Origin of the sequence: Hyunsoonleella aestuarii, assembly GCF_006148925.1 — a bacterium.
Taxonomy (GTDB): Bacteria; Bacteroidota; Bacteroidia; order Flavobacteriales; family Flavobacteriaceae; genus Algibacter_D; species Algibacter_D aestuarii.
This window is the reverse complement of sequence record NZ_VAWB01000001.1, coordinates 512,128-532,543: the sequence shown is the minus strand read 5'-3', so window position 1 is coordinate 532,543 and position 20,416 is coordinate 512,128. Positions and strand designations below refer to the sequence as shown.

Sequence of the window (20,416 nt, the reverse complement as noted above, 5' to 3'; positions counted from 1 at the left end):
GTCTTTATTTTATCAATACACTTTTATATTTAGGTAAATTTTTAAGTGTTATCCCTGTACCGCGCACTACTGCCCGTAATGGATCTTCAGCAATATAAACTGGTAAATCTGTTTTTTGAGATAAACGTTTATCTAAACCTCTAAGCATAGAACCACCACCGGCTAAATAGATACCTGTATTATAAATATCGGCAGCTAATTCTGGAGGGGTTTGAGAAAGGGTTTCCATAACCGCATCTTCAATACGAAGGATAGATTTATCTAGTGCTTTTGCAATTTCTCTATATGAAATGGATACTTGCTTAGGCTTTCCAGTTAATAAATCTCGCCCCTGTACACTCATATCTTCAGGAGGTAACTCTAAATCTTCAGTGGCTGCACCAATTTGAATTTTAATTTTTTCTGCAGTCCGTTCGCCCACGTATAAATTGTGTTGAGTTCGCATATAATACACAATATCGTTTGTAAAGACGTCACCAGCAATTTTTACAGACTTATCACAAACTATTCCACCTAACGCAATTACAGCAATTTCGGTTGTGCCACCGCCTATATCAACAACCATATTTCCTTTTGGTTGCATAATATCTACTCCAATACCAATAGCAGCAGCCATCGGTTCGTGTATCAAATAAACTTCCTTACCATTAACACGTTCGGCACTTTCTTTTACAGCACGCATTTCAACCTCGGTTATTCCAGAAGGAATACAAATAACCATTCTTAATGCAGGAGTGAAAAATTTCTTTTTTAACGAAGGAATGTTTTTAATAAACATACTTATCATTTGTTCAGACGCATCAAAATCGGCGATAACACCATCCTTTAAGGGACGAATAGTTTTAATGTTCTCATGAGTCTTTCCTTGCATTAAACTTGCTTCTTGACCAACCGCAATAATTTTACCAGTGGCTCTATTTCTAGCGACAATTGAAGGTGCATCTACAACAACTTTGTCGTTATGAATAATAAGTGTATTTGCAGTACCTAAATCTATTGCAATATCTTCGGTTAGGAAGTCAAAAAAGCCCATATATTGTTTGTGGTTTAAGTGGGTTAAAAACTAATGTTGTAAATGTAATAAAAGTTGATAAATATCTGCGTTATTAATAGTACAGATATTTAACAAAATTCATTATAAATTTATACGTTTAAATATTCTATTTGGATGGCTTAAATGAATTAAAAAAGCTAATAGCTTTTTTAATGTTTAAAATGACGCGTTCCAGTCATAACCATAGCTACATCATTTTCATTACAGTAATCAATGCTTAGTTGATCTTTGATAGAGCCTCCTGGCTGAATCACAGCTTTAATTCCTGCATTTTTGGCAATCTCAACACAATCTGGAAATGGAAAAAATGCATCACTTGCCATAGCTGCTCCATTTAAATCGAATTTAAAAGTTCCTGCTTTATGAATTGCTTGCTCTAAGGCATCAACACGACTTGTTTGTCCTGTTCCACTAGCACATAATTGTTTGTTTTTAGCTAAAACGATAGTATTCGATTTGGTGTGCTTACATATTTTAGAGGCAAATAATAAATCTTCTATTTGAGCAATTGATGGTTCAATATTGGTGACTGTTTTCAAATCCTCGGCTTTATCTGTAACGTTATTTCTATCTTGTACTAAAACACCATTTAGACAACTTCTTACATTTGTTGAAGGCATGTCTACGTCATGGATTTTTAATAAAATACGATTCTTTTTTCCTTTTAAAATGCCTAAAGCCTGAGGTGCAAATGAAGGAGCAATAACAACTTCACAGAACAACTTATGAATTTCTTCTGCAGTAGCCAGGTCAATTTCAGTATTACTAATTAAAACGCCACCAAAGGCCGAGACAGGGTCGCCAGCTAAAGCGTCAACATAAGCTTGATGCAGGTTGTCTCGTTGTGCAAGTCCACATGCATTGTTGTGTTTTAAAATAGCAAAGGTTGGTCCATCATTTTTAAATTCTAGCATCAAGTTTACTGCGGCATCAACATCTAAAAGATTGTTATAGCTTAGCTCTTTTCCATGAAGTTTAGTGAATAGCTCCTCAAAATTTCCGAAGAAAAACCCTTTTTGATGTGGGTTTTCACCATAGCGTAATGCTTTGCCATTAGTTTCACTGAGCTTTAAAACAGTTTCTTCGTTATTATGATTAAAATAATTGAAAATAGCTGTGTCATAATGCGACGATACGTTAAATGCTTTCCCTGCAAAACGTTTTCTGTCTTCTTCCGAAATAGTGCCGTTGTATTTAGAAATTAGTTCTAAAAATTCAACATAATCGTCAACAGAAGAAACACAAATAACATCTGCATAGTTTTTCGCCGCTGCTCTAATCAAAGAAATACCACCGATATCGATTTTTTCAATAATATCTTGGCTGCTAGCACCAGAAGCCACGGTTTTTTCAAATGGGTATAAATCAACAATTACCACGTCAATTTGTGGAATTTCATATTCAGCTAATTCGGCAACATCACCATCATGATTTTGTCTGTTTAAAATCCCACCGAATACCTTTGGATGTAAAGTTTTTACGCGACCTCCAAGAATTGAAGGGTAAGAAGTCACATCTTCTACAGGAACAACATGTACCCCTAAATCGTTAATAAATTTTTCTGTACCACCAGTAGAATATATGGTTACACCTTGTTTGTCAAGTTCTTTTATGATAGGTTCTAACCCGTCCTTACTAAATACAGAGATTAATGCCGATTTAATAGTTTTTTCGTTACTCATTATGAATTTGAATTGTGATTAAAATCTTCTTTTTTAAATGAAATTACACCTGTTTTTCAGTGTTTTAAGCTGAAGTTTATAAATAATTGCAAAAGTAGTTATTTCCTTGAAAAAACAAGTACGTAAATCTTAAAAATGGAACTGATTTTTTAACTAAAAAGCAAAGTTGTTAACAGTTATAAAATGGAAGAAACTTTTTCACAAACAAACTCTAATAAACGCTCGTCTTCTGCTGTAAATGGATCAGGAGTGTTGGAGTCGATATCAATTTGACCAATATTTTGACCATTTACAAAAATTGGGACTACAATTTCAGCGTTCACCGTGATACTGCATGCGATATAATTATCTTGAGCAGATACATCTGGTACCACAAAATTTTGATTACTAAGGGCTACTTGTCCGCAAATGCCCTTTCCAAAAGGGATTATGGTGTGGTCTGTAGGCTCTCCAACATAAGGGCCTAATTTTAACTCTTCTTTTTGGCCATTTCTAAAATAAAAACCAACCCAGTTATAATACTCTACGTGTTTTTCTAGGAGTTCGCAAATTTCGAAGAGTCGTTCATCGACTGTTTTTTTAGTATTTGAAACAATGGTTTCAACTTTAGGTTTTAAATTTTCAAAAGGCATAACTTCAAAAGTTTTGGTAAAAGTATTTAAAAAGGTGTAATTTCGATATTAAGATTAACAAATTAATTGAGAGCCCTTTTTTCTAAATACAAGTCGGTTATAAAATTTATACTTACATTTTTGTTGGTGTATATTGCTTTATCTTCCATATATGCACTTTATTTAAAATTTTCAACTGGAACTCACTTCTATCCAGATTATGTCACAAATCTGGTTGCAAGACAAGCTGAATTACTTTTAGATACTTTTGGGTATAATTCGCAAGTAGTACCGCATCCAAATGAACCTTCAATGAAATTAATTTTAAATGGAAAATACATTGCACGGGTAATAGAAGGCTGCAATGCAGTAAGCGTCATAAATTTATTTATAGCCTTTATTATAGCTTTTACTGGAAGACCAAAACAAACATTTATTTATGTGCTTTCTGGGAGTGTTTTAATTTATACTGTTAATTTATTGCGCATTGTTATTTTGTCTATGGGGATGTACCATTATCCATGGCGTAAAGATATTTTGCACACCGTAATTTTTCCAGGTATAATCTATGGGATGGTATTTTTACTTTGGATGTTATGGGTTAATCGGTTTGCAACAATTTATAAAAAGACATGAATAACTACACCAAATATATCGTGTTGTTTTTTTTATTTGGGTTATTGATTTTAATTCGAGTTTTTGAAAATGAATTGTTTTACGATCCGTATTTAGTTTTTTTTCAAAACGATTATCTCTACATTGACAGTCCAAGAAGAGAACTAGCGAAACTTGTTGCATTTACTTGTCTTAGATACTCGCTAAATACAATTATTTCACTTGTCATATTACATCTATTATTTATTGAGAACAGCGTTGTTAAATTCGCTGCCATATTATATGTATTGGCGTTTATTATTTTAATGTTGCTTTATCTTTATTTTGTTGTGAACCCACGTCAAGAAGACTATTATATGTTCTTCAATGTGCGTCGTTTTCTTATTCAGCCTCTTGGCTTATTAGTCTTAATACCGGCATTTTATTACTACAAGATTAGGAGATAAATGTTAAGCCTTTGATAAAATTAAATTGTTCATTTTGAAATTTCGTATTTTTGTATCGTGTTAAAGCAGGTTTTACATAAGGGATTTTCTATTGCAATGGCAATCCTCGTTTTGTTTTCAACGGTTTCTTTTACTGTTGAAAGTCACTTTTGTGGAGATACGTTAGTAGATGTATCTATCTTTTCTGAAGCAGAGAAGTGTGCGATGGAGTCTATGGAAATCTTACAAAAGAAATCCTGCTGCAAAGATAAAGTCAATGTTATTCAAGGTCAAGATGAATTACATGTAGTTTCATTTGAAGACTTAGATTTAGACCAAGATCAGTTATGGTTCACTTTTACACAATCGTATCCTATTCTTTTTGAGAGTTTGTCAAAACAAATTATTCCTCATAAAGACTATGTTCCGCCCAACCTCATTTACGACATACAGATGTTAGATGAGGTTTTCCTAATTTGATTTTATAAAGTTTTGTTCATCTGAATTGATACACATTCCCCAATCAATGTATAATTCAGAAATTTAGGATATTCAAAATTTTATGAATTCAAATAAATCAAAATGAAACATACATATACAATTACTGGCATGACCTGTAATGGATGCAGAACTTATGTTGAGGATGCCTTAAACGCAATTCCAGAGATAAATTGTGTAGAAGTTAATTTAGAGGCTTCTGAAGCCTCTATTGAAATGGCTCAACACATTTCCACGGATAAATTACAAAAAGCACTTTCTAGCAAATATCATATTGCAGAAAAAAATATTTTCAACGTTTCTTCAGAAACTCAAACAACTAAAAAAAGTGAGTTACAACAATTGTTTCCATTATTCTTGATTTTCTTTTTTATAATAGGTTCTTCAATATTATTAAACTATAATCCGTGGAATGGACGGGCATTTATGCTTGATTTTATGGGATTGTTTTATATAGTATTTAGTTTTTTCAAATTTTTAGATCTAAAAGGTTTTCCAGATTCTTTCAGAATGTATGATCCTGTGGCTAAAGTAATTCCATTATATGGCTGGGTTTATCCATTTATAGAGTTAGGTTTAGGAACGCTGTTTTTAATGCGCATTGAAATTACATTGGCGCTAATTGTAACATTAGTCATTTTAGGGATAACTACTATTGGCGTTACTAAAACCTTATTAGGCAAGAAGTCTATTCAATGTGCATGTTTGGGGACTGCTTTAAAACTCCCTATGACAAAGGCCACATTAATTGAAAATACTATTATGATTGTGATGGCAGTTGTCATGCTAATCAAATTACACAACTAAATATCACTTCGTGTGATTCTGCAAGTCAAAGTCACGTGATATTACATAAGATATAAAATGAGAAAAATAATATATATAATATTTATACTTCCAGCCATTTTCTTTTCACAAGAAAGTATTAGCGGCATGATAATAGAAGCGAATAAAGAAAACAAGCATATCGGTTTGGTAGGAGCAAACGTGTATTGGCTCGATACTACCGTTGGAACCGTAACAGATTTAGACGGCAAGTTTAACCTATCCTACAAACCGGAATATGAAAAGCTAGTAGTAAGTTACGTTGGTTTCAAATCTGATACGTTAACGATTAAAAGTCCTGATAAGATGGTACAACATTGGTTGCAGCCAACAAGCGATCTAGAAGAAGTTACCGTTACCTCTAGAAAGCAAGCGACGGCCAAATCGTTTTTAAAAGCACAAAACGTTATTACGGTAAGCAGCGACGAATTATTGAAAGCTGCATGCTGTAACCTTTCCGAAAGTTTTGAAACGAATCCGTCTATCGACGTTAATTTTGCCGATGCAATTACAGGAACGCGTCAAATAAAAATGTTAGGACTTACAAGCCCGTACATTTTAATTGCTACGGAAAATATTCCTTCTATACGAGGTGCTTCACAAACGTATGGTTTGAGCTTCATTCCGGGAACTTGGGTAGAAAGTATCCAAATTACTAAGGGTGCTGGTAGTGTTATTAATGGGTTTGAAAGTATCGCAGGTCAAATAAATACTGAATTGGTAAAGCCTTCAACAGATGATAAGTTATTTGTGAATTTATACGGGGCTACTAACTCACGTTTAGAGTTAAATACGCATTTAAATACTAAGGTGAGCGATAAATGGCATTCAGGATTATTTATTCATGGCAATACCCAGAATGAAAAACATGATGTGAATAATGACGGGTTTTTGGACATGCCTTTGTTTAATCAGATTAATTTAATGAACCGCTGGCAATATACCGATACTCAAAAAGGGTTTGTGAGTTTTATAAATTTGAAATATTTAAATGACGAAAAACAAACTGGCGAATTAGATTTTAACCCAGATACAGATAAATTAACTACAAATTATTGGGGTAGTGAAATTGAAACCGAACGTTATGAGCTTTCGGGTAAGTTTGGTTATGTGAATCCCGAAGTGCCTTGGCAAAGTTTAGGAGTGCAAGCGGCTTTTAGCAGTCATGAACAAGAATCCTATTTTGGTTTGAATGTTTATGATATTAAGCACAACAGTTTGTATGCTAATGCTATTTACAACTCAATAATAGGCGATTCTCGTAATAAAATAAAAACGGGAATAAGTTATACCTACGATCATTATGACGAATTAGTAAATATTACCGACTTTGAAAGAACCGAAAATTCGGTAGGAGCATTTTTTGAATATAGCTATGACAATCTTGAGTTATTAAATCTTACAGCAGGTGTGCGCATAGATAGGCATAATTTGCTAGGAACATTTATTACACCTCGCGTTCATTTAAGGTATTCACCTTGGAGCAAATCAGCTTTTAGAGCATCTTTTGGTAGAGGGAAACGGAGTGCTAATATTTTTACTGAAAATCAGCAGCTTTTTGCCACATCTAGGACTATTGGTATATTAAATTCAGGTGGCGATATTTACGGATTGGATCCAGAAATAGCTTGGAACTATGGGGTTTCTTATTTACAAGGATTTAATTTGTTTGGAAGACAAGCCGACATCACTTTAGATTATTACAAAACTGATTTTAAAAATCAAGTAGTAGTCGATTGGGAGAATCCTCAAGAAATTAATTTTTATAATCTTGAAGGGAAGAGTTACGCGAACAGTTTTCAAGCTGAATTTAATTATAATCCTTTTGAAGGTTTCGATTTACGAATGGCATATAAACTGTACGATGTGAAAACTGACTATAATTCTGGAAGATTAGAGCGCCCTTTAACACCGAGAAACAGGCTGTTTGCCAATGTAGGATATAAAACTAAGGAAAAGGACAATGGAGCACGCTGGAAATTCGATGCAACATTTAACTGGTTGGGAGACCAAAGGTATGCATCAACGACAAGTAACCCAACTCAATACCAATTGCAAGAGCGAACGCCAACGGTATCGACCTTAAATGCGCAAGTTACTAAGGTGTTCTCTAAAAAATTTGAAGTATATTTAGGAGGTGAGAACATAACTAATTTAAGGCAGTCCAACCCCATTTTAGGAGCCGAAGATCCGTTTGGAGCGAATTTTGATAGTACGTTTGTATATGGACCAATTTTTGGCAGTATGTATTATGCAGGATTGCGATTTAAAATAAAATAATATCTTAAAAAATAACAAGACCATGAAAAACTTAATTATCATAACACTATTTTTAATAGGGACAACCACATTTGCTCAGAACAGAAATGCTAAAGCTTCGATGGAAGTGGACGGGGTTTGTGCTATGTGTAAAGCACGAATTGAAAAAGCATGTTTAAATACCAAAGGTGTAAAATTTGCTGAATGGAGTATTGATACCCACGAATTAAAATTGATTTTTGATGAGCGTAAAACAAATTCAGAAATTATAAAGAATCAAGTATTAGCTGCAGGTCATGATGTGCAAGAATTAAAGGCTTCAGATGAAGCCTATGCCGCGGTGCATGCTTGTTGTAAATATCGAGATAAGGATGTGACAGATTCACACCACAAAGAATAATGAATAAGCTTTAAATTATTATACTTATGAAAACAACACCTGAGCATAATGAACGAGTAAGGACTATGAAGTTTTATTCAGTATATCCGCATTATGTAAGTAAAGTTGAAAAAAAAGGTAGAACGAAAGAAGAATTGCATACTGTAATAAATTGGTTAACAGGTTTTGACGATTCTAAAATACAGGAGATGATAGATCGAAAAGCTACGTTTGAAGATTTCTTCGATGAGGCAAACCTTAATCCAAATGCAGAACTCATAAAAGGCGTAATATGTGGTTACAGAATTGAGGAAATTGATAATGAATTAACAAAGAAATGCCGTTACCTCGATAAGTTGATTGACGAATTGGCTAGAGGTAGAAAAATGGAGAAGATTTTGCGCTCAAATTAATTAAGAGTGTAGTTTTAATTAGAGATTTATTTTTTATCATTTCATATTAGAAATACAATACAAAAAAACGCTTTCAAATATTTTTTGAAAGCGTTTTATAAATATTTATGTTAACTTGGTATAATAATAGGTAAGAGTGACATATCTATCCATACCGATTCGGCATTACATCATTCCTGGCATTCCTCCGCCTCCCATTGGAGGCATCGCAGGCGCATCTTCCTTAATGTCGATTAAAGCACACTCTGTTGTTAGAATCATTCCAGCTACAGAAGCTGCATTTTCTAAAGCAATACGTGTTACTTTCTTAGGATCAATAATACCTGCTTTAAGCATATCTACATAGGCTTCAGACTTGGCATCGTAACCAAAGTCTTTTTTGCCTTCTAGAACTTTATTGATAACTACAGAGCCTTCGCCACCTGCATTTTCAACAATGGTTCTTAAAGGAGATTCTATCGCTTTATTTACGATTTGAACCCCAGTAGTTTCATCTAAGTTTTCTGTAGTGATTTTTTCTAAGATAGCTTTTGCTCTAACTAAGGCAACACCACCACCAGCAACAATACCTTCTTCAACTGCTGCTCTAGTTGCATGTAATGCGTCATCAACACGATCTTTCTTTTCTTTCATTTCAACTTCAGAAGCAGCACCAACATATAATACCGCTACACCACCAGCTAATTTAGCTAAACGTTCTTGAAGCTTTTCTTTATCGTAATCACTTGTTGTCGTTTCAATTTGAGCTTTAATTTGATTAACGCGGGCTTTAATAGCATCTGCATCTCCAGCTCCATTTACAATAGTTGTATTGTCTTTGTCAACAGTTACAGTTTCTGCACTGCCTAACATTGATAAATCTGCGTTTTCTAAAGTAAAACCTCTTTCCTCCGAAATTACAGTGCCTCCAGTTAAGATAGCAATATCTTCAAGCATAGCTTTACGTCTGTCGCCAAAACCTGGAGCCTTAACTGCAGCAATTTTTAAACCGCCTCGTAATTTGTTAACTACTAAAGTAGCTAATGCTTGACCATCAACGTCTTCAGCAATAATTAATAAAGGACGACCAGATTGTGCAACCGGCTCTAATATTGGAAGAATTTCTTGTAAATTAGAAATCTTTTTATCAAACAATAAAATATACGGATTCTCTAAATCAGCAACCATTTTATCAGAATCGGTAACAAAATAAGGCGATAAATAACCTCTGTCAAACTGCATACCTTCTACAACATCAACATAAGTATCCATACCTTTAGCTTCCTCAACAGTAATAACTCCTTCTTTTCCTACTTTTTCAAAAGCTTGAGCGATTAACTCACCAATAGTATCGTCATTGTTGGCAGAAATTGCAGCTACTTGTTTTATTTTTTCTGAAGAGTTACCTACTTTTTGAGCTTGTTCTTCGAGGTCTGCAGTAATAGCTTCTACCGCCTTGTCAATACCGCGTTTTAAATCCATTGGATTAGCTCCAGATGCTACATTTTTTAGGCCTTCCTTTACAATTGCCTGAGCTAAAACTGTAGCTGTAGTAGTTCCATCTCCTGCTAGATCATTGGTTTTACTAGCAACTTCTTTTACCATTTGAGCACCCATGTTCTCATGAGCATCATCTAGTTCAATTTCTTTAGCCACTGATACACCATCTTTAGTTACTTGAGGTGCGCCAAAACTTTTACTAATAATCACATTACGCCCTTTTGGACCTAATGTTACCTTTACTGCATTTGCTAATGCATCTACACCACGCTTTAAACCGTCACGTGCATCAATATCGAATTTTATATCTTTTGCCATTTTAATTATATTTTGACATTCCCAAAAGAAGGGAATCTATTTAATTTTTAGTTTAATTTTTATTATGCTTCCTGCATGCACAGAAATGAAAGTTTGTATTAAATTATTGCAAGAATATCGCTTTCCCGCATTATTAGGTAATCGTTACCTTCTAATTTTAATTCAGTACCAGCATACTTTCCATATAAAACAGTATCACCAACTTGTACTGTAATAGGCTCGTCTTTTGTGCCTGGTCCAGCCGCTACAACCGTTCCTTTTTGAGGTTTTTCTTTAGCGTTATCTGGAATAATAATTCCTGAAGCTGTTTTTGTTTCAGCAGCAGCGGGTTCAATAAGAACGCGATCTGCTAATGGTTTAATGTTCAATGCCATTGTTATATGTTTTTGGTTTAAAAATTTAATTTAACGCTTAAGCGTTATGCTAAAAATGTGCCAACATTTTTTTACTGACAAACTTTCAGAAACAAAAAATGCCAACTTTAAATAGCTGGCATTTTTTTAAATTATTTATGCACTTTTATTGTGCAGAATCCGTTGCTGTTGACGCTTCAGGCAATGTAGTTGCGGCATTATCTTCAGGAACTGCTGGTAAAGGTTGGGCAGCTGCAGCATCTGGATCTAATGCTTTAGAATCCACATTTTCTGAACCTCTATTTATGGCTACATTAGAAAGTAATATAAGCACTAATAATAGTGTTGCTAGCGTCCAAGTACTTTTATCTAAAAAGTCTGTTGTCTTTTTTACGCCACCTAACTGTTGGGTGCCTCCACCGCCAAAAGATGATGATAACCCGCCCCCTTTAGGATTTTGAACCATAACTACTACTATTAGTAAAAATGCCACTACTACGATGAGGGCTAAAAATATTGTAAACGTACTCATTACTATTTATTTTGTTCTTGTAATTGTTTTACACTCTTAATTTGGTTTGCAAAGAAACTACTTTTTTCTGGATATTTCAAACTTAAAATTTTATAAGATTGAATGGCTTTTTTATAGTTTTTTTGTTCCACATAAATACGTGCTAAAGTCTCTGTCATTAAAGCTTCAGGTTGTATCATTTGGGCTTTGGCTAAATTGCCTTTTGGAGTGTTTTGTTGCGTTGGATTTATCTTAGGGTTTTTAGCAATAAACTTATCAATTAGCTCAAACTTTTTAGCTTTTTCTGATGATGGTGAAGCTTTAGTTGATATGTCTGCTTTAGCTACATTTTTGCTTTCAGTTCTAACTATTGGTTTATATCTAGTTAATTTTAGCCATTCGTTAAATGAATGTGTTTCACTTTTATCAAATTGAAGTGGTGTGCCTAAACCAAGGATGTCTTCCGCTGTTGCTTCTTGAGTTTTTGTTTCTTCAGTTACATTCTCAATAGCTTTCGATTCATCCAATGAGAAGACCATTGTTTTTTGAGTTCGACGTTCTTTTGGTTCGAATAAAGTAGGGTCTAAAACACCTTTAGTTTCCTGAATTTGCTTTTTTAAAGCTTCATCAATGGCAACGCTTTTTTCAACAGAAATATCTTCAACATCTACATTTATATCTTTTAAATGCTCGGTGTTCTGTTTAATGAATTGTGAAATTTCATTCTGAATAAAACTATCGGATGTAATAAAATCAAATAAAATACTTCGATCTGTTGTGTAGGCCGCGGTAGTTTTAAGTTCTTCATTATACTTAATACTACTCTGATTTTTTAAACCTTTTAGGTAAACGGCTCTGGCAGACTGGAAATAGGGATAAGAATCAATAACAGATTTTACGTCTTCAGTCTGTTCGTATGTTATAGACTGTGGATGTTGAAGTATATATGTAAAATCGTTAATATTCATCTTTTATAATCTACCATCGAGCAAGTGTTGCATTAAAAATGTCTTGTGTTAAACGGTCTAAAATCTCTTCGTGGGCTGTTGTTTTTTGCGCACCAATTAGTTGGGCGCTTCCAGGGTAATCGTAGAAAAACGAGAATGACTGATTTTCGAGATCGTCTTCCTCTTTATTCCTATTATAAAAACTAATCCTTACCGAAATTGTTAATCTATTTTGTGCTGCCGTATTTTGAGAAGTTGAGGTGGTTGGTGAAATTCTATATTCTGTAATTTCACCTTCGTAAACTAAATCTGGATTGGATGACGTTAAATTTAAATTAGTTTGATTTTGTATTAAATCTTCAAGCGTGATTTTGAAATCTCTTTCCAAACCAGGTTCAACCAAATTGGCATTATTTTCAAAGCGCGTTACTTGAAATGAGTCAGCTTCAATAGAATTAGGTTGAGTAAAACCATACTGAACTTTGCAATTAACAATTATCACTGTTACTAATAATAAGAAAAGAAAGTATTTTAATTTATTCATTTTTAAATTAAATGCAGTTCTAGATTGATAGCGTTAATTTAGATAACGCCTTGTTATAAATCGTATTGTTTTATTTTTCTATATAACGTCCGTTCACTTATGCCTAATTCTGCTGCTGCTAATTTACGCTTTCCATTGTGACGCTCAAGAGATTTTTTTATTAATTCTAGTTCTTTGTCATGGAGCGACAAGGTTTCTTCTTCTTCAATTTCTTCGGCAAAATGATATTTATCTTGCGTCTCGACTAATTCATCATTGGAAGTTACATGCTCTGGAATAGATAAAACTTCGGTTTCTGTAATAGCTTCTTCAAATTCGTTATTGTCGTCATCGCTGTCGCCATAAATTTTTTGAATTAACCCTTCATGATCCTTCTCGACATCTTTTACATTACCCGTTTTCATGAGTTCCATGGTGAGCTTTTTTAAATCGTTTAAATCACTTTTCATGTCGAAAAGCACTTTATAAAGAATTTCCCGCTCACTGCTAAAATCGCTTTCAGACTTAGATGTTTTTATTACTGCAGGCAAATTAGTTCCTACTGTGGCCGGTAAATAACTTCTTAATGTCTCAGAAGTAATGGTCCTGTTTTGCTCAAGTACTGATAGTTGTTCAGCTATATTTCGCAATTGTCTAATATTACCACTCCATCTATGTTTTAGTAGTAACTGAATGGCATTATCGGTTAATTTAACTGTTGGCATTTTATATTTTAAAGCAAAATCACTTGCGAATTTTCTAAATAGTAGATGGATGTCATCTCGTCTTTCTCGAAGTGGAGGTAAATGTATATCAATGGTGCTTAATCTATAATAAAGATCTTCTCGAAACTTTTCTTTTTCGATGGCTTCAAACATATTTACATTTGTAGCAGCAACGATGCGTACATTAGTTTTTTGAACTTTACTGGAACCAACTTTTATGAATTCACCATTTTCTAAAACGCGTAAAAGCCTTACCTGCGTTGTTAGCGGAAGTTCTCCAACTTCGTCCAGAAAAATAGTCCCTCCATCAGCTACTTCAAAATAACCGTGTCTTGCTTGGGTAGCACCTGTAAAAGCTCCTTTTTCGTGACCAAACAGCTCGCTGTCAATGGTGCCTTCTGGAATGGCGCCACAGTTAACAGCTATGTATTTATTATGCTTTCTGTGAGAAAGTTGATGTATGATTTTTGGAATACTTTCTTTACCTACACCGCTTTCCCCAGTCACCAAAACAGAAATGTCTGTTGGGGCAACTTGAATGGCTTTTTCAATAGCACGATTTAGTGCTGGAGTATTGCCAATGATACCAAAACGTTGTTTAATTGCTTGTACCGATTCCATTTTACATTATAATTTAGTTCTCAATATATTCAGAAATTCCACTTTCATTATTCTCTCCAAGCCATTGCCAATTAAGTTTTAATTTCATTTTGCCTTCTTCAGTAAAATTGATTTCTGCAATTGCTTTTCCTGCTTTTAATTCATTTTCTGTAGTTATACACTGGTATAACATATTAAGCTTATTTTTATTAAGGAGGCCAATTATTTTTCCATATTTAATAGAGCCTCCAAAGTAGTCTGCTGTTACAAGATTTTCGTCTTGCTTGTAATTAAATTGTGTATCGGAATTCGCTTTACCATTTCTGGAATTCACTAAAAGGGAAAAATTTCTATTATTTAAGTTGAATTCTGACATGTTTATTTAATAATTTTCCGAATATCCAATGGCCTTTCCAATAAGTGTTGCAGTCGTACAATCGTGGGTTTGTACGTTTACATAATCACCTATGTTGTAATGTTCTTTTGGGAAAACAACCACGGTATTTTGTGGTGTTCTACCAGACCACTGCTCTTTTGATTTTTTAGATTCTTTCTCAATTAATACTTCAACAACTGTATTTAAATATTGTTTCGTTCTTTCTCCGCTATGTCTTTGTTGCAGTTCAACCATTTCGGCTAGCCTTCTCTTTTTTGTTGGCTCTGGGACATCATCTTCCATTTTACGTTCTGCTAATGTTCCTGGTCGTTCCGAATAAGTAAACATGTAACCAAAATCATATTTTACATATTCCATTAACGATACGGTGTCCTGAAAATCTTCTTCGGTTTCTGTAGGAAATCCAACAATCATATCTTGACTTATGGCACAGTTAGGTATAATGCGACGAATGTTGTCAATTAACTGCATGTATTCCTCACGTGTATGTAAACGATTCATCTCTTTTAATATACGGTCGCTACCGCTTTGAACAGGTAGGTGAATATGGTTACATATATTATTGTATTTAGCCATGGTTTCTATAACATCCATAGTTAAATCTTGAGGATTCGATGTTGAAAAACGAATACGCATTTTTGGTTGAGCTTTTGCGCATAACTCTAGTAGTTTTGCAAAGTTTACCGAAGTCGCTTTTTGAATATCACTGGCTTTTTCGAAATCTTTTTTAAGTCCACCACCATACCATAAATAACTATCAACGTTTTGCCCTAAAAGTGTAATTTCCTTGAAACCTTTACTCCATAAATCGTTAACTTCCTCTATAATACTATGTGGATCGCGACTTCGTTCACGACCTCTAGTAAAAGGTACAACACAAAACGTACACATATTGTCGCATCCGCGTGTTATGGATACAAATGCGGTAACACCATTAGTGTTTAAACGTATTGGTGCGATATCACCATAGGTTTCTTCTTTAGATAGAATAACATTTATAGCATCTCTGCCTTCATCTACTTCGGCAAGTAAATTTGGTAAATCCTTGTAAGCATCTGGACCAACAACAAGGTCAACAATTTTTTCTTCTTCGAGGAACTTGCTTTTTAGGCGTTCTGCCATACAACCCAAAACACCCACTTTCATTTTTGGGTTGCTTTGCCTTTTTACTGATTGGTATTTTTCTAATCGTTTTCTAACGGTTTGTTCTGCTTTATCACGAATGGAACATGTGTTCACCAATACCAAATCGGCCTCCTCTAAATTTTGAGTAGTGTTGAAGCCTTCGTTAGTTAAGATTGAAGCTACAATTTCACTGTCGCTAAAGTTCATAGCACAACCATAACTTTCTATAAAAAGCTTGCGTGTGTTTTCTTTTTTGGGTTCTAAAACTAGCGATTCGCCTTGTTTGTTTTCGTCAATAATCTTTTCCATATTTTGTAATGAACCATGTTGGTCAATAAGTATGCAAAGATACAATTTATTTATGTTTTATGACAAAGTGTCAGTATCGATTTTGCTAGAGTTTTTTAAATTTTTAGATTAATGATAAATTCGTATTTTTAATAAAATTTTATTTTCATGAAATCATTGCTTACTATTTTATTTATAGTATTTTCTTTTAATAGTTTAATTACCCAAAATAATGAGTCCAAAATATTTGAGCTAAAAGGTTCAATCAAGGATTATGATGGTAGTCCAATAAAAGGAGTTCGAATTTTTGTAGACTCTTTAAAAACTAAATCAAAAACAGATAAACACGGGGCCTATAGTGTTAAAATCACAAATGAAGCTAAATTGATTACAGCTTATTCAGAAAAGTATGGATTGATTGATATCGAGTATAACAATGAGGATAGAATTGATTTTATTTTTCCAAAGGATAAAGAAATTATTTCAAAGAAGAGATTTTCAGAAATGGGTTTTGGATATTCAGTTTATAATAACAATTCAATTGACTATTCTAGCTACACGGATATATTTCAACTTTTAAGAACAAAATTTCCCAATGTTAGAGTAATTGGTCAAGAAATTAGGGTAATTGGAGCTGGTAAATCTTTGTCTAATGGTAGTGACTTTTTTATTAAGCCATTATACATAGTTAATGGTACACAAGTTTCAAATATAGCTTCAATAAGCCCTGCTGATATAAAGCATATATCTGTCGAAAGGGTAAATAGTAGTTTATATGGATCTCGAGGAGCTGGAGGTGTAATTAAAATTAAGTTGAAGTAAAGGTTAAATGTTTTTTTGTTCTCAATAAATTTTTAAGAATATGTTAGAATTAATTTTAAACAAAATTGAAAACGCCAAAGAACTTGATTTTGGTGATATTTTCAATAAGTCCATAGAACTATTTAAAAAGGTATGGTTGCAAGGTTTAGTTATGTTGCTTTTAACTTTTGTGCTCATGCTTCCTTTTTATATAATTATGTATTTGCCATTGATTGCAATGGGAATCCTGGATCCAGATGCGCTCAATAATGGAGGAAACTCTGAGTGGGCTTTTTTAGTTCCCTTTTATCTTTTTGTATTAGTATTTGCATTTTTTGCTATGGTAATAGGTTTTGGCTTGAAATCGGCTTTTTATAGAATATGTAAATTAAAAGATTTTGATGAGGCCTCTAAAGACGACTATTTTTACTTTTTCAAAAAACCTTATTTAGGAAAAACAATAAAGCTAGCAGCTATGACTTTTGGGATTTCATTAGTTGCAACTTTGCTATGTGTGCTTCCCATTATATATGTTGCTGTGCCAATTGCATTGATGAATGTTATATATGCTTTTAATGCTGATTTAGAAGCTTCTGATATTGTTAAAGTAGGTTTTAAGTTAGGGAATAAGAAATGGTTGTTGACTTTTGGGCTTATGATTGTTGCTGGAATTTTGGCGCAATTAGTTGGTATGATATTGTGTTTTATTGGTGTGCTTGTTACAGCTTCTTTTGCTTATTTGCCTGCTTATTTTATTTATAAGGAATCTATAGGATTTGAGAATACGGATGCTATTGAGGAAATAGGAACTCAAGTAGAATAAAATTTATTTTAGATTAGAAAAGCCCTTATTTATTGTGATAAATATGGGCTTTTTTTTTTTTTAAATCAATGCGGATAAGGATTTAATTAGGAAGTTAAACTTTTTTTGACATACATTTGTAGCCACAAAGATCCATTTATGGCAAAGAATTTAGTAATTGTTGAGTCACCTGCAAAAGCAAAAACTATAGAAAAATTTTTAGGAAAAGATTTTAAAGTTGAATCTAGTTTCGGTCATATTTCCGACCTTCCTTCAAAGGAACTAGGAGTAGACGTTGACGGTGATTTCAAACCAAAATACGAAGTTTCAAAAGACAAAAAAGCAGTTGTTAAAAAACTTAAAGATTTAGCAAAAAAAGCTGAAATGGTTTGGTTAGCAAGTGATGAGGATCGAGAGGGGGAGGCTATCGCTTGGCATTTGGCAGAAGCCTTAAAATTGGATAAGGATAAAACAAAACGTATTGTATTTCATGAAATTACCAAATCGGCCATTCAAAAGGCAATAGAAAACCCGAGAGGAATTGATTACGATTTAGTAGATGCTCAGCAAGCGCGTCGTGTTTTAGATAGAATAGTTGGATACGAATTGTCTCCAGTGCTTTGGAGAAAGGTAAAAGGAGGACTGTCGGCGGGTCGTGTGCAGTCTGTATCTGTACGTTTAATTGTAGAAAAAGAGCGTGAAATAGAAGCTTTTACTCCAGCCGCTTCCTATAGAATAGACGCGGAATTTTCAAATGAAAATGGACAGACTTTTAAAGCAAAGCTTCCAATGAATTTTTCATCCAAGGAAGGAGCTCAAAAGTTTTTGGAGCAAAACGCATCAGCGTCTTTTAAAGTTGCTAATTTAGAAAAGAAACCAGCAAAAAAATCTCCTGCAGCACCTTTTACAACTTCAACCTTGCAACAGGAGGCTTCACGAAAATTATATTTTTCAGTAAGTAAAACCATGACCATGGCTCAGCGACTGTATGAGTCTGGTTTAATTACTTATATGAGAACCGATAGTGTAAATTTATCGGGCGAAGCAAGAAAAGGAGCAGAGGCAGAAATTAAAAGTTCATTTGGTTCAGAATATAGTAAACCAAGAAATTATAAGGGAAAATCCAAAGGAGCCCAAGAAGCTCACGAAGCGATTAGACCGACTAATTTTGCAGTACATTCTGTAGATATTGATTATGATCAAGCCCGTTTGTATGACTTGATATGGAAGCGTTCTATTGCATCTCAGATGAGTGAAGCACAATTAGAAAGAACTAATGTAAAGATTAGTGCTTCAACACATAGCACTAATTTTAGCGCTAATGGAGAAGTTATTAAATTTGACGGTTTCTTAAAAGTGTACTTAGAAGGAACGGATGATGAGAATGAGGAACAAGAAGGCATGCTTCCTGCGCTAAAAGTTAATGAGAAGCTTCTTAACAACTATATTACAGCAACAGAGCGTTATACTAGACCTCCTGCAAGATATACTGAAGCCTCATTGGTAAAAAAATTGGAAGAATTGGGTATTGGTCGTCCATCTACGTATGCACCGACCATTTCGACTATTCAAAACAGAAACTATATTGAAAAAGGAACTGTTGAAGGTGTAGAAAGAAACTATTCTCAACTAACTTTAAAAGATGGAGTAATTAAAGATGTTACCTTAAGTGAAAAAGTAGGATCTGATAAAGGCAAGCTTGTACCTACAGATATAGGAATGATTGTAACCGACTTTTTAGTGAATCACTTTGATGCTATTTTAGATTATAATTTTACGGCTAAAGTAGAATCAGATTTTGATGATATTGCAGACGGTAAAGAAGATTGGACGAAGATGATGAAATCTTTTTACAAGGAGTTTCATCCAGTTGTAGAAGATGTTAAAGAAAATGCCGATAGAGAGTCTGGAGAACGAATATTAGGAAAAGATCCAAAAACAGGCAAACAAGTTAGTGTGCGTCTAGGAAAGTTTGGTCCAATGGTTCAAATAGGAACGGTTGATGATGATGAGAAACCACAATTTGCAAGTTTAAGTCCAGACCAACAATTAAATACCATTACCTACGAAGAAGCTATGGATTTATTTCAGCTTCCAAAAAAGTTAGGTGATTACGAAGGAGAAGAAGTGCTAGTTAATAATGGACGTTTTGGACCTTATGTGAAATTTGGTAGTGCATTCGTTTCACTTCCTAAAGGAGTAGACCCTTTAAGTGTAGAGTTAGACGAGGCTATTGTTTTAATAAAAGAAAAACAAAAAGCAGATGCACCTATATATATATATAAGGACTTGCCAGTTCAAAAAGGTAAAGGGCGTTTTGGACCATTTATTAAATGGAACAACATGTTTATTAATGTCAATAAGAAATACGATTGGGATAACCTGTCGGATAATGATATAATAGAACTCATTGAAACCAAAATCCAGAAAGAAATAGATAAAGTTATTCATAACTGGGAAGACGAAGGTATTCGTGTAGAAAAAGCTCGTTGGGGAAGGCACAACGTAATTAAAGGCAAGGTAAAGGTAGAGCTTGCTAAAACGGTTGATGTATCAGAAATGACTTTAGAGGAGGCTAAAGCTTTAATTGAGGCAAAGACACCAAAGAAAAAAACTCCAAAGCGTAAAGCGGCTACCAAGAAAAAGTAATTAATAGATTGATATTAAACGGTTTATTCGGCTTTTTTAAAGAAATGCCCAATTAATTACCATTTTATAACTAATTGGACTTAATTTTTACATTAACATCATAGTAAAAATCATTATTTCTTTTGATATTTGTGAGA

Annotated in this window: 21 protein-coding genes; 10 read left to right on the top strand and 11 right to left on the bottom strand. The window is 33.8% G+C overall.

The window, feature by feature from the left end; all coding sequences use genetic code 11:
* Positions 1-4 precede the first annotated feature (4 nt).
* From FEF17_RS02580 to FEF17_RS02570, 3 genes are all read right to left on the bottom strand, one after another.
* Positions 5-1,033 carry a rod shape-determining protein gene (locus FEF17_RS02580; RefSeq protein WP_139000796.1) on the bottom strand — a complete coding sequence of 343 codons (1,029 nt, stop codon included), beginning with the start codon at positions 1,031-1,033 and terminating at the stop codon, positions 5-7.
* A 170-nt stretch (positions 1,034-1,203) separates the two neighbouring features.
* Entirely contained in the window at positions 1,204-2,736 is a 1,533-nt protein-coding gene (gene purH / locus FEF17_RS02575) for a bifunctional phosphoribosylaminoimidazolecarboxamide formyltransferase/IMP cyclohydrolase (RefSeq protein ID WP_139000795.1), read from the bottom strand.
* Between the two features lie 176 nt (positions 2,737-2,912).
* A complete protein-coding gene (locus FEF17_RS02570; protein WP_139000794.1) occupies positions 2,913-3,368 on the bottom strand; it encodes a GAF domain-containing protein in 456 nt (151 codons plus the stop codon).
* 66 nt (positions 3,369-3,434) lie between these two features.
* Between FEF17_RS02570 and xrtF the strand changes: the two genes are divergently transcribed.
* The 7 genes from xrtF to FEF17_RS02535 all read left to right on the top strand — a co-directional run bounded on the left by xrtF (position 3,435) and on the right by FEF17_RS02535 (position 8,761).
* Complete coding sequence (gene xrtF, locus FEF17_RS02565; RefSeq protein ID WP_139000793.1) at positions 3,435-3,983, top strand: exosortase family protein XrtF; 549 nt, start codon at positions 3,435-3,437, stop codon at positions 3,981-3,983.
* Entirely contained in the window at positions 3,980-4,408 is a 429-nt protein-coding gene (locus FEF17_RS02560; protein WP_139000792.1) for an exosortase F system-associated membrane protein, read from the top strand. Before xrtF ends, FEF17_RS02560 begins: the two co-directional genes overlap by 4 nt.
* A gap of 57 nt (positions 4,409-4,465) precedes the next feature.
* The gene (locus tag FEF17_RS02555) at positions 4,466-4,867 is read left to right on the top strand and encodes an HYC_CC_PP family protein (protein WP_246046771.1); all 402 of its coding nucleotides are present in this window, start codon (positions 4,466-4,468) and stop codon (positions 4,865-4,867) included.
* 102 nt (positions 4,868-4,969) lie between these two features.
* A complete protein-coding gene (locus FEF17_RS02550; RefSeq protein ID WP_139000791.1) occupies positions 4,970-5,692 on the top strand; it encodes a heavy metal translocating P-type ATPase in 723 nt (240 codons plus the stop codon).
* 57 nt (positions 5,693-5,749) lie between these two features.
* Positions 5,750-7,990: a TonB-dependent receptor gene (locus tag FEF17_RS02545; RefSeq protein ID WP_139000790.1), complete on the top strand. Its 2,241-nt coding sequence runs from the start codon at positions 5,750-5,752 to the stop codon at positions 7,988-7,990.
* Positions 7,991-8,012: 22 nt separating this feature from the next.
* Positions 8,013-8,369: a heavy-metal-associated domain-containing protein gene (locus FEF17_RS02540; protein ID WP_139000789.1), complete on the top strand. Its 357-nt coding sequence runs from the start codon at positions 8,013-8,015 to the stop codon at positions 8,367-8,369.
* A 26-nt stretch (positions 8,370-8,395) separates the two neighbouring features.
* Positions 8,396-8,761 (top strand): DUF2200 domain-containing protein, encoded by a 366-nt coding sequence (locus FEF17_RS02535; protein ID WP_139000788.1) that lies wholly within the window; start codon positions 8,396-8,398, stop codon positions 8,759-8,761.
* A 165-nt stretch (positions 8,762-8,926) separates the two neighbouring features.
* On the opposite strand, the gene groL is transcribed toward FEF17_RS02535, so the two are convergent.
* The 8 genes from groL to miaB form a co-directional block, all read right to left on the bottom strand.
* The gene (groL, locus tag FEF17_RS02530; protein WP_139000787.1) at positions 8,927-10,558 is read right to left on the bottom strand and encodes a chaperonin GroEL; all 1,632 of its coding nucleotides are present in this window, start codon (positions 10,556-10,558) and stop codon (positions 8,927-8,929) included.
* 98 nt (positions 10,559-10,656) lie between these two features.
* Positions 10,657-10,932 (bottom strand): co-chaperone GroES, encoded by a 276-nt coding sequence (locus FEF17_RS02525; protein WP_139000786.1) that lies wholly within the window; start codon positions 10,930-10,932, stop codon positions 10,657-10,659.
* Positions 10,933-11,077: 145 nt separating this feature from the next.
* Entirely contained in the window at positions 11,078-11,443 is a 366-nt protein-coding gene (gene secG / locus FEF17_RS02520) for a preprotein translocase subunit SecG (RefSeq protein ID WP_139000785.1), read from the bottom strand.
* A gap of 2 nt (positions 11,444-11,445) precedes the next feature.
* Positions 11,446-12,390, bottom strand: a complete 945-nt coding sequence (locus FEF17_RS02515) for a DUF8458 domain-containing protein (RefSeq protein WP_139000784.1) — start codon at positions 12,388-12,390, stop codon at positions 11,446-11,448.
* Positions 12,391-12,400: 10 nt separating this feature from the next.
* Positions 12,401-12,913 (bottom strand): LPS assembly lipoprotein LptE, encoded by a 513-nt coding sequence (lptE, locus tag FEF17_RS02510; protein WP_139000783.1) that lies wholly within the window; start codon positions 12,911-12,913, stop codon positions 12,401-12,403.
* 53 nt (positions 12,914-12,966) lie between these two features.
* Positions 12,967-14,238 (bottom strand): sigma-54 interaction domain-containing protein, encoded by a 1,272-nt coding sequence (locus FEF17_RS02505; RefSeq protein WP_139000782.1) that lies wholly within the window; start codon positions 14,236-14,238, stop codon positions 12,967-12,969.
* 13 nt (positions 14,239-14,251) lie between these two features.
* Positions 14,252-14,593, bottom strand: a complete 342-nt coding sequence (locus tag FEF17_RS02500; protein ID WP_139000781.1) for an avidin-fold protein — start codon at positions 14,591-14,593, stop codon at positions 14,252-14,254.
* A 6-nt stretch (positions 14,594-14,599) separates the two neighbouring features.
* Complete coding sequence (gene miaB, locus FEF17_RS02495; RefSeq protein WP_139000780.1) at positions 14,600-16,048, bottom strand: tRNA (N6-isopentenyl adenosine(37)-C2)-methylthiotransferase MiaB; 1,449 nt, start codon at positions 16,046-16,048, stop codon at positions 14,600-14,602.
* 147 nt (positions 16,049-16,195) lie between these two features.
* On the opposite strand from miaB, the gene FEF17_RS02490 reads away from it, so the two are divergent.
* The 3 genes from FEF17_RS02490 to topA all read left to right on the top strand — a co-directional run bounded on the left by FEF17_RS02490 (position 16,196) and on the right by topA (position 20,279).
* The gene (locus FEF17_RS02490; RefSeq protein ID WP_139000779.1) at positions 16,196-16,849 is read left to right on the top strand and encodes a TonB-dependent receptor plug domain-containing protein; all 654 of its coding nucleotides are present in this window, start codon (positions 16,196-16,198) and stop codon (positions 16,847-16,849) included.
* A 40-nt stretch (positions 16,850-16,889) separates the two neighbouring features.
* Positions 16,890-17,651 (top strand): hypothetical protein, encoded by a 762-nt coding sequence (locus FEF17_RS02485; protein ID WP_139000778.1) that lies wholly within the window; start codon positions 16,890-16,892, stop codon positions 17,649-17,651.
* Positions 17,652-17,789: 138 nt separating this feature from the next.
* On the top strand, positions 17,790-20,279 hold the full coding sequence (gene topA, locus FEF17_RS02480) for a type I DNA topoisomerase (RefSeq protein WP_139000777.1): 2,490 nt from the start codon (positions 17,790-17,792) through the stop codon (positions 20,277-20,279).
* Positions 20,280-20,416 lie beyond the last annotated feature (137 nt).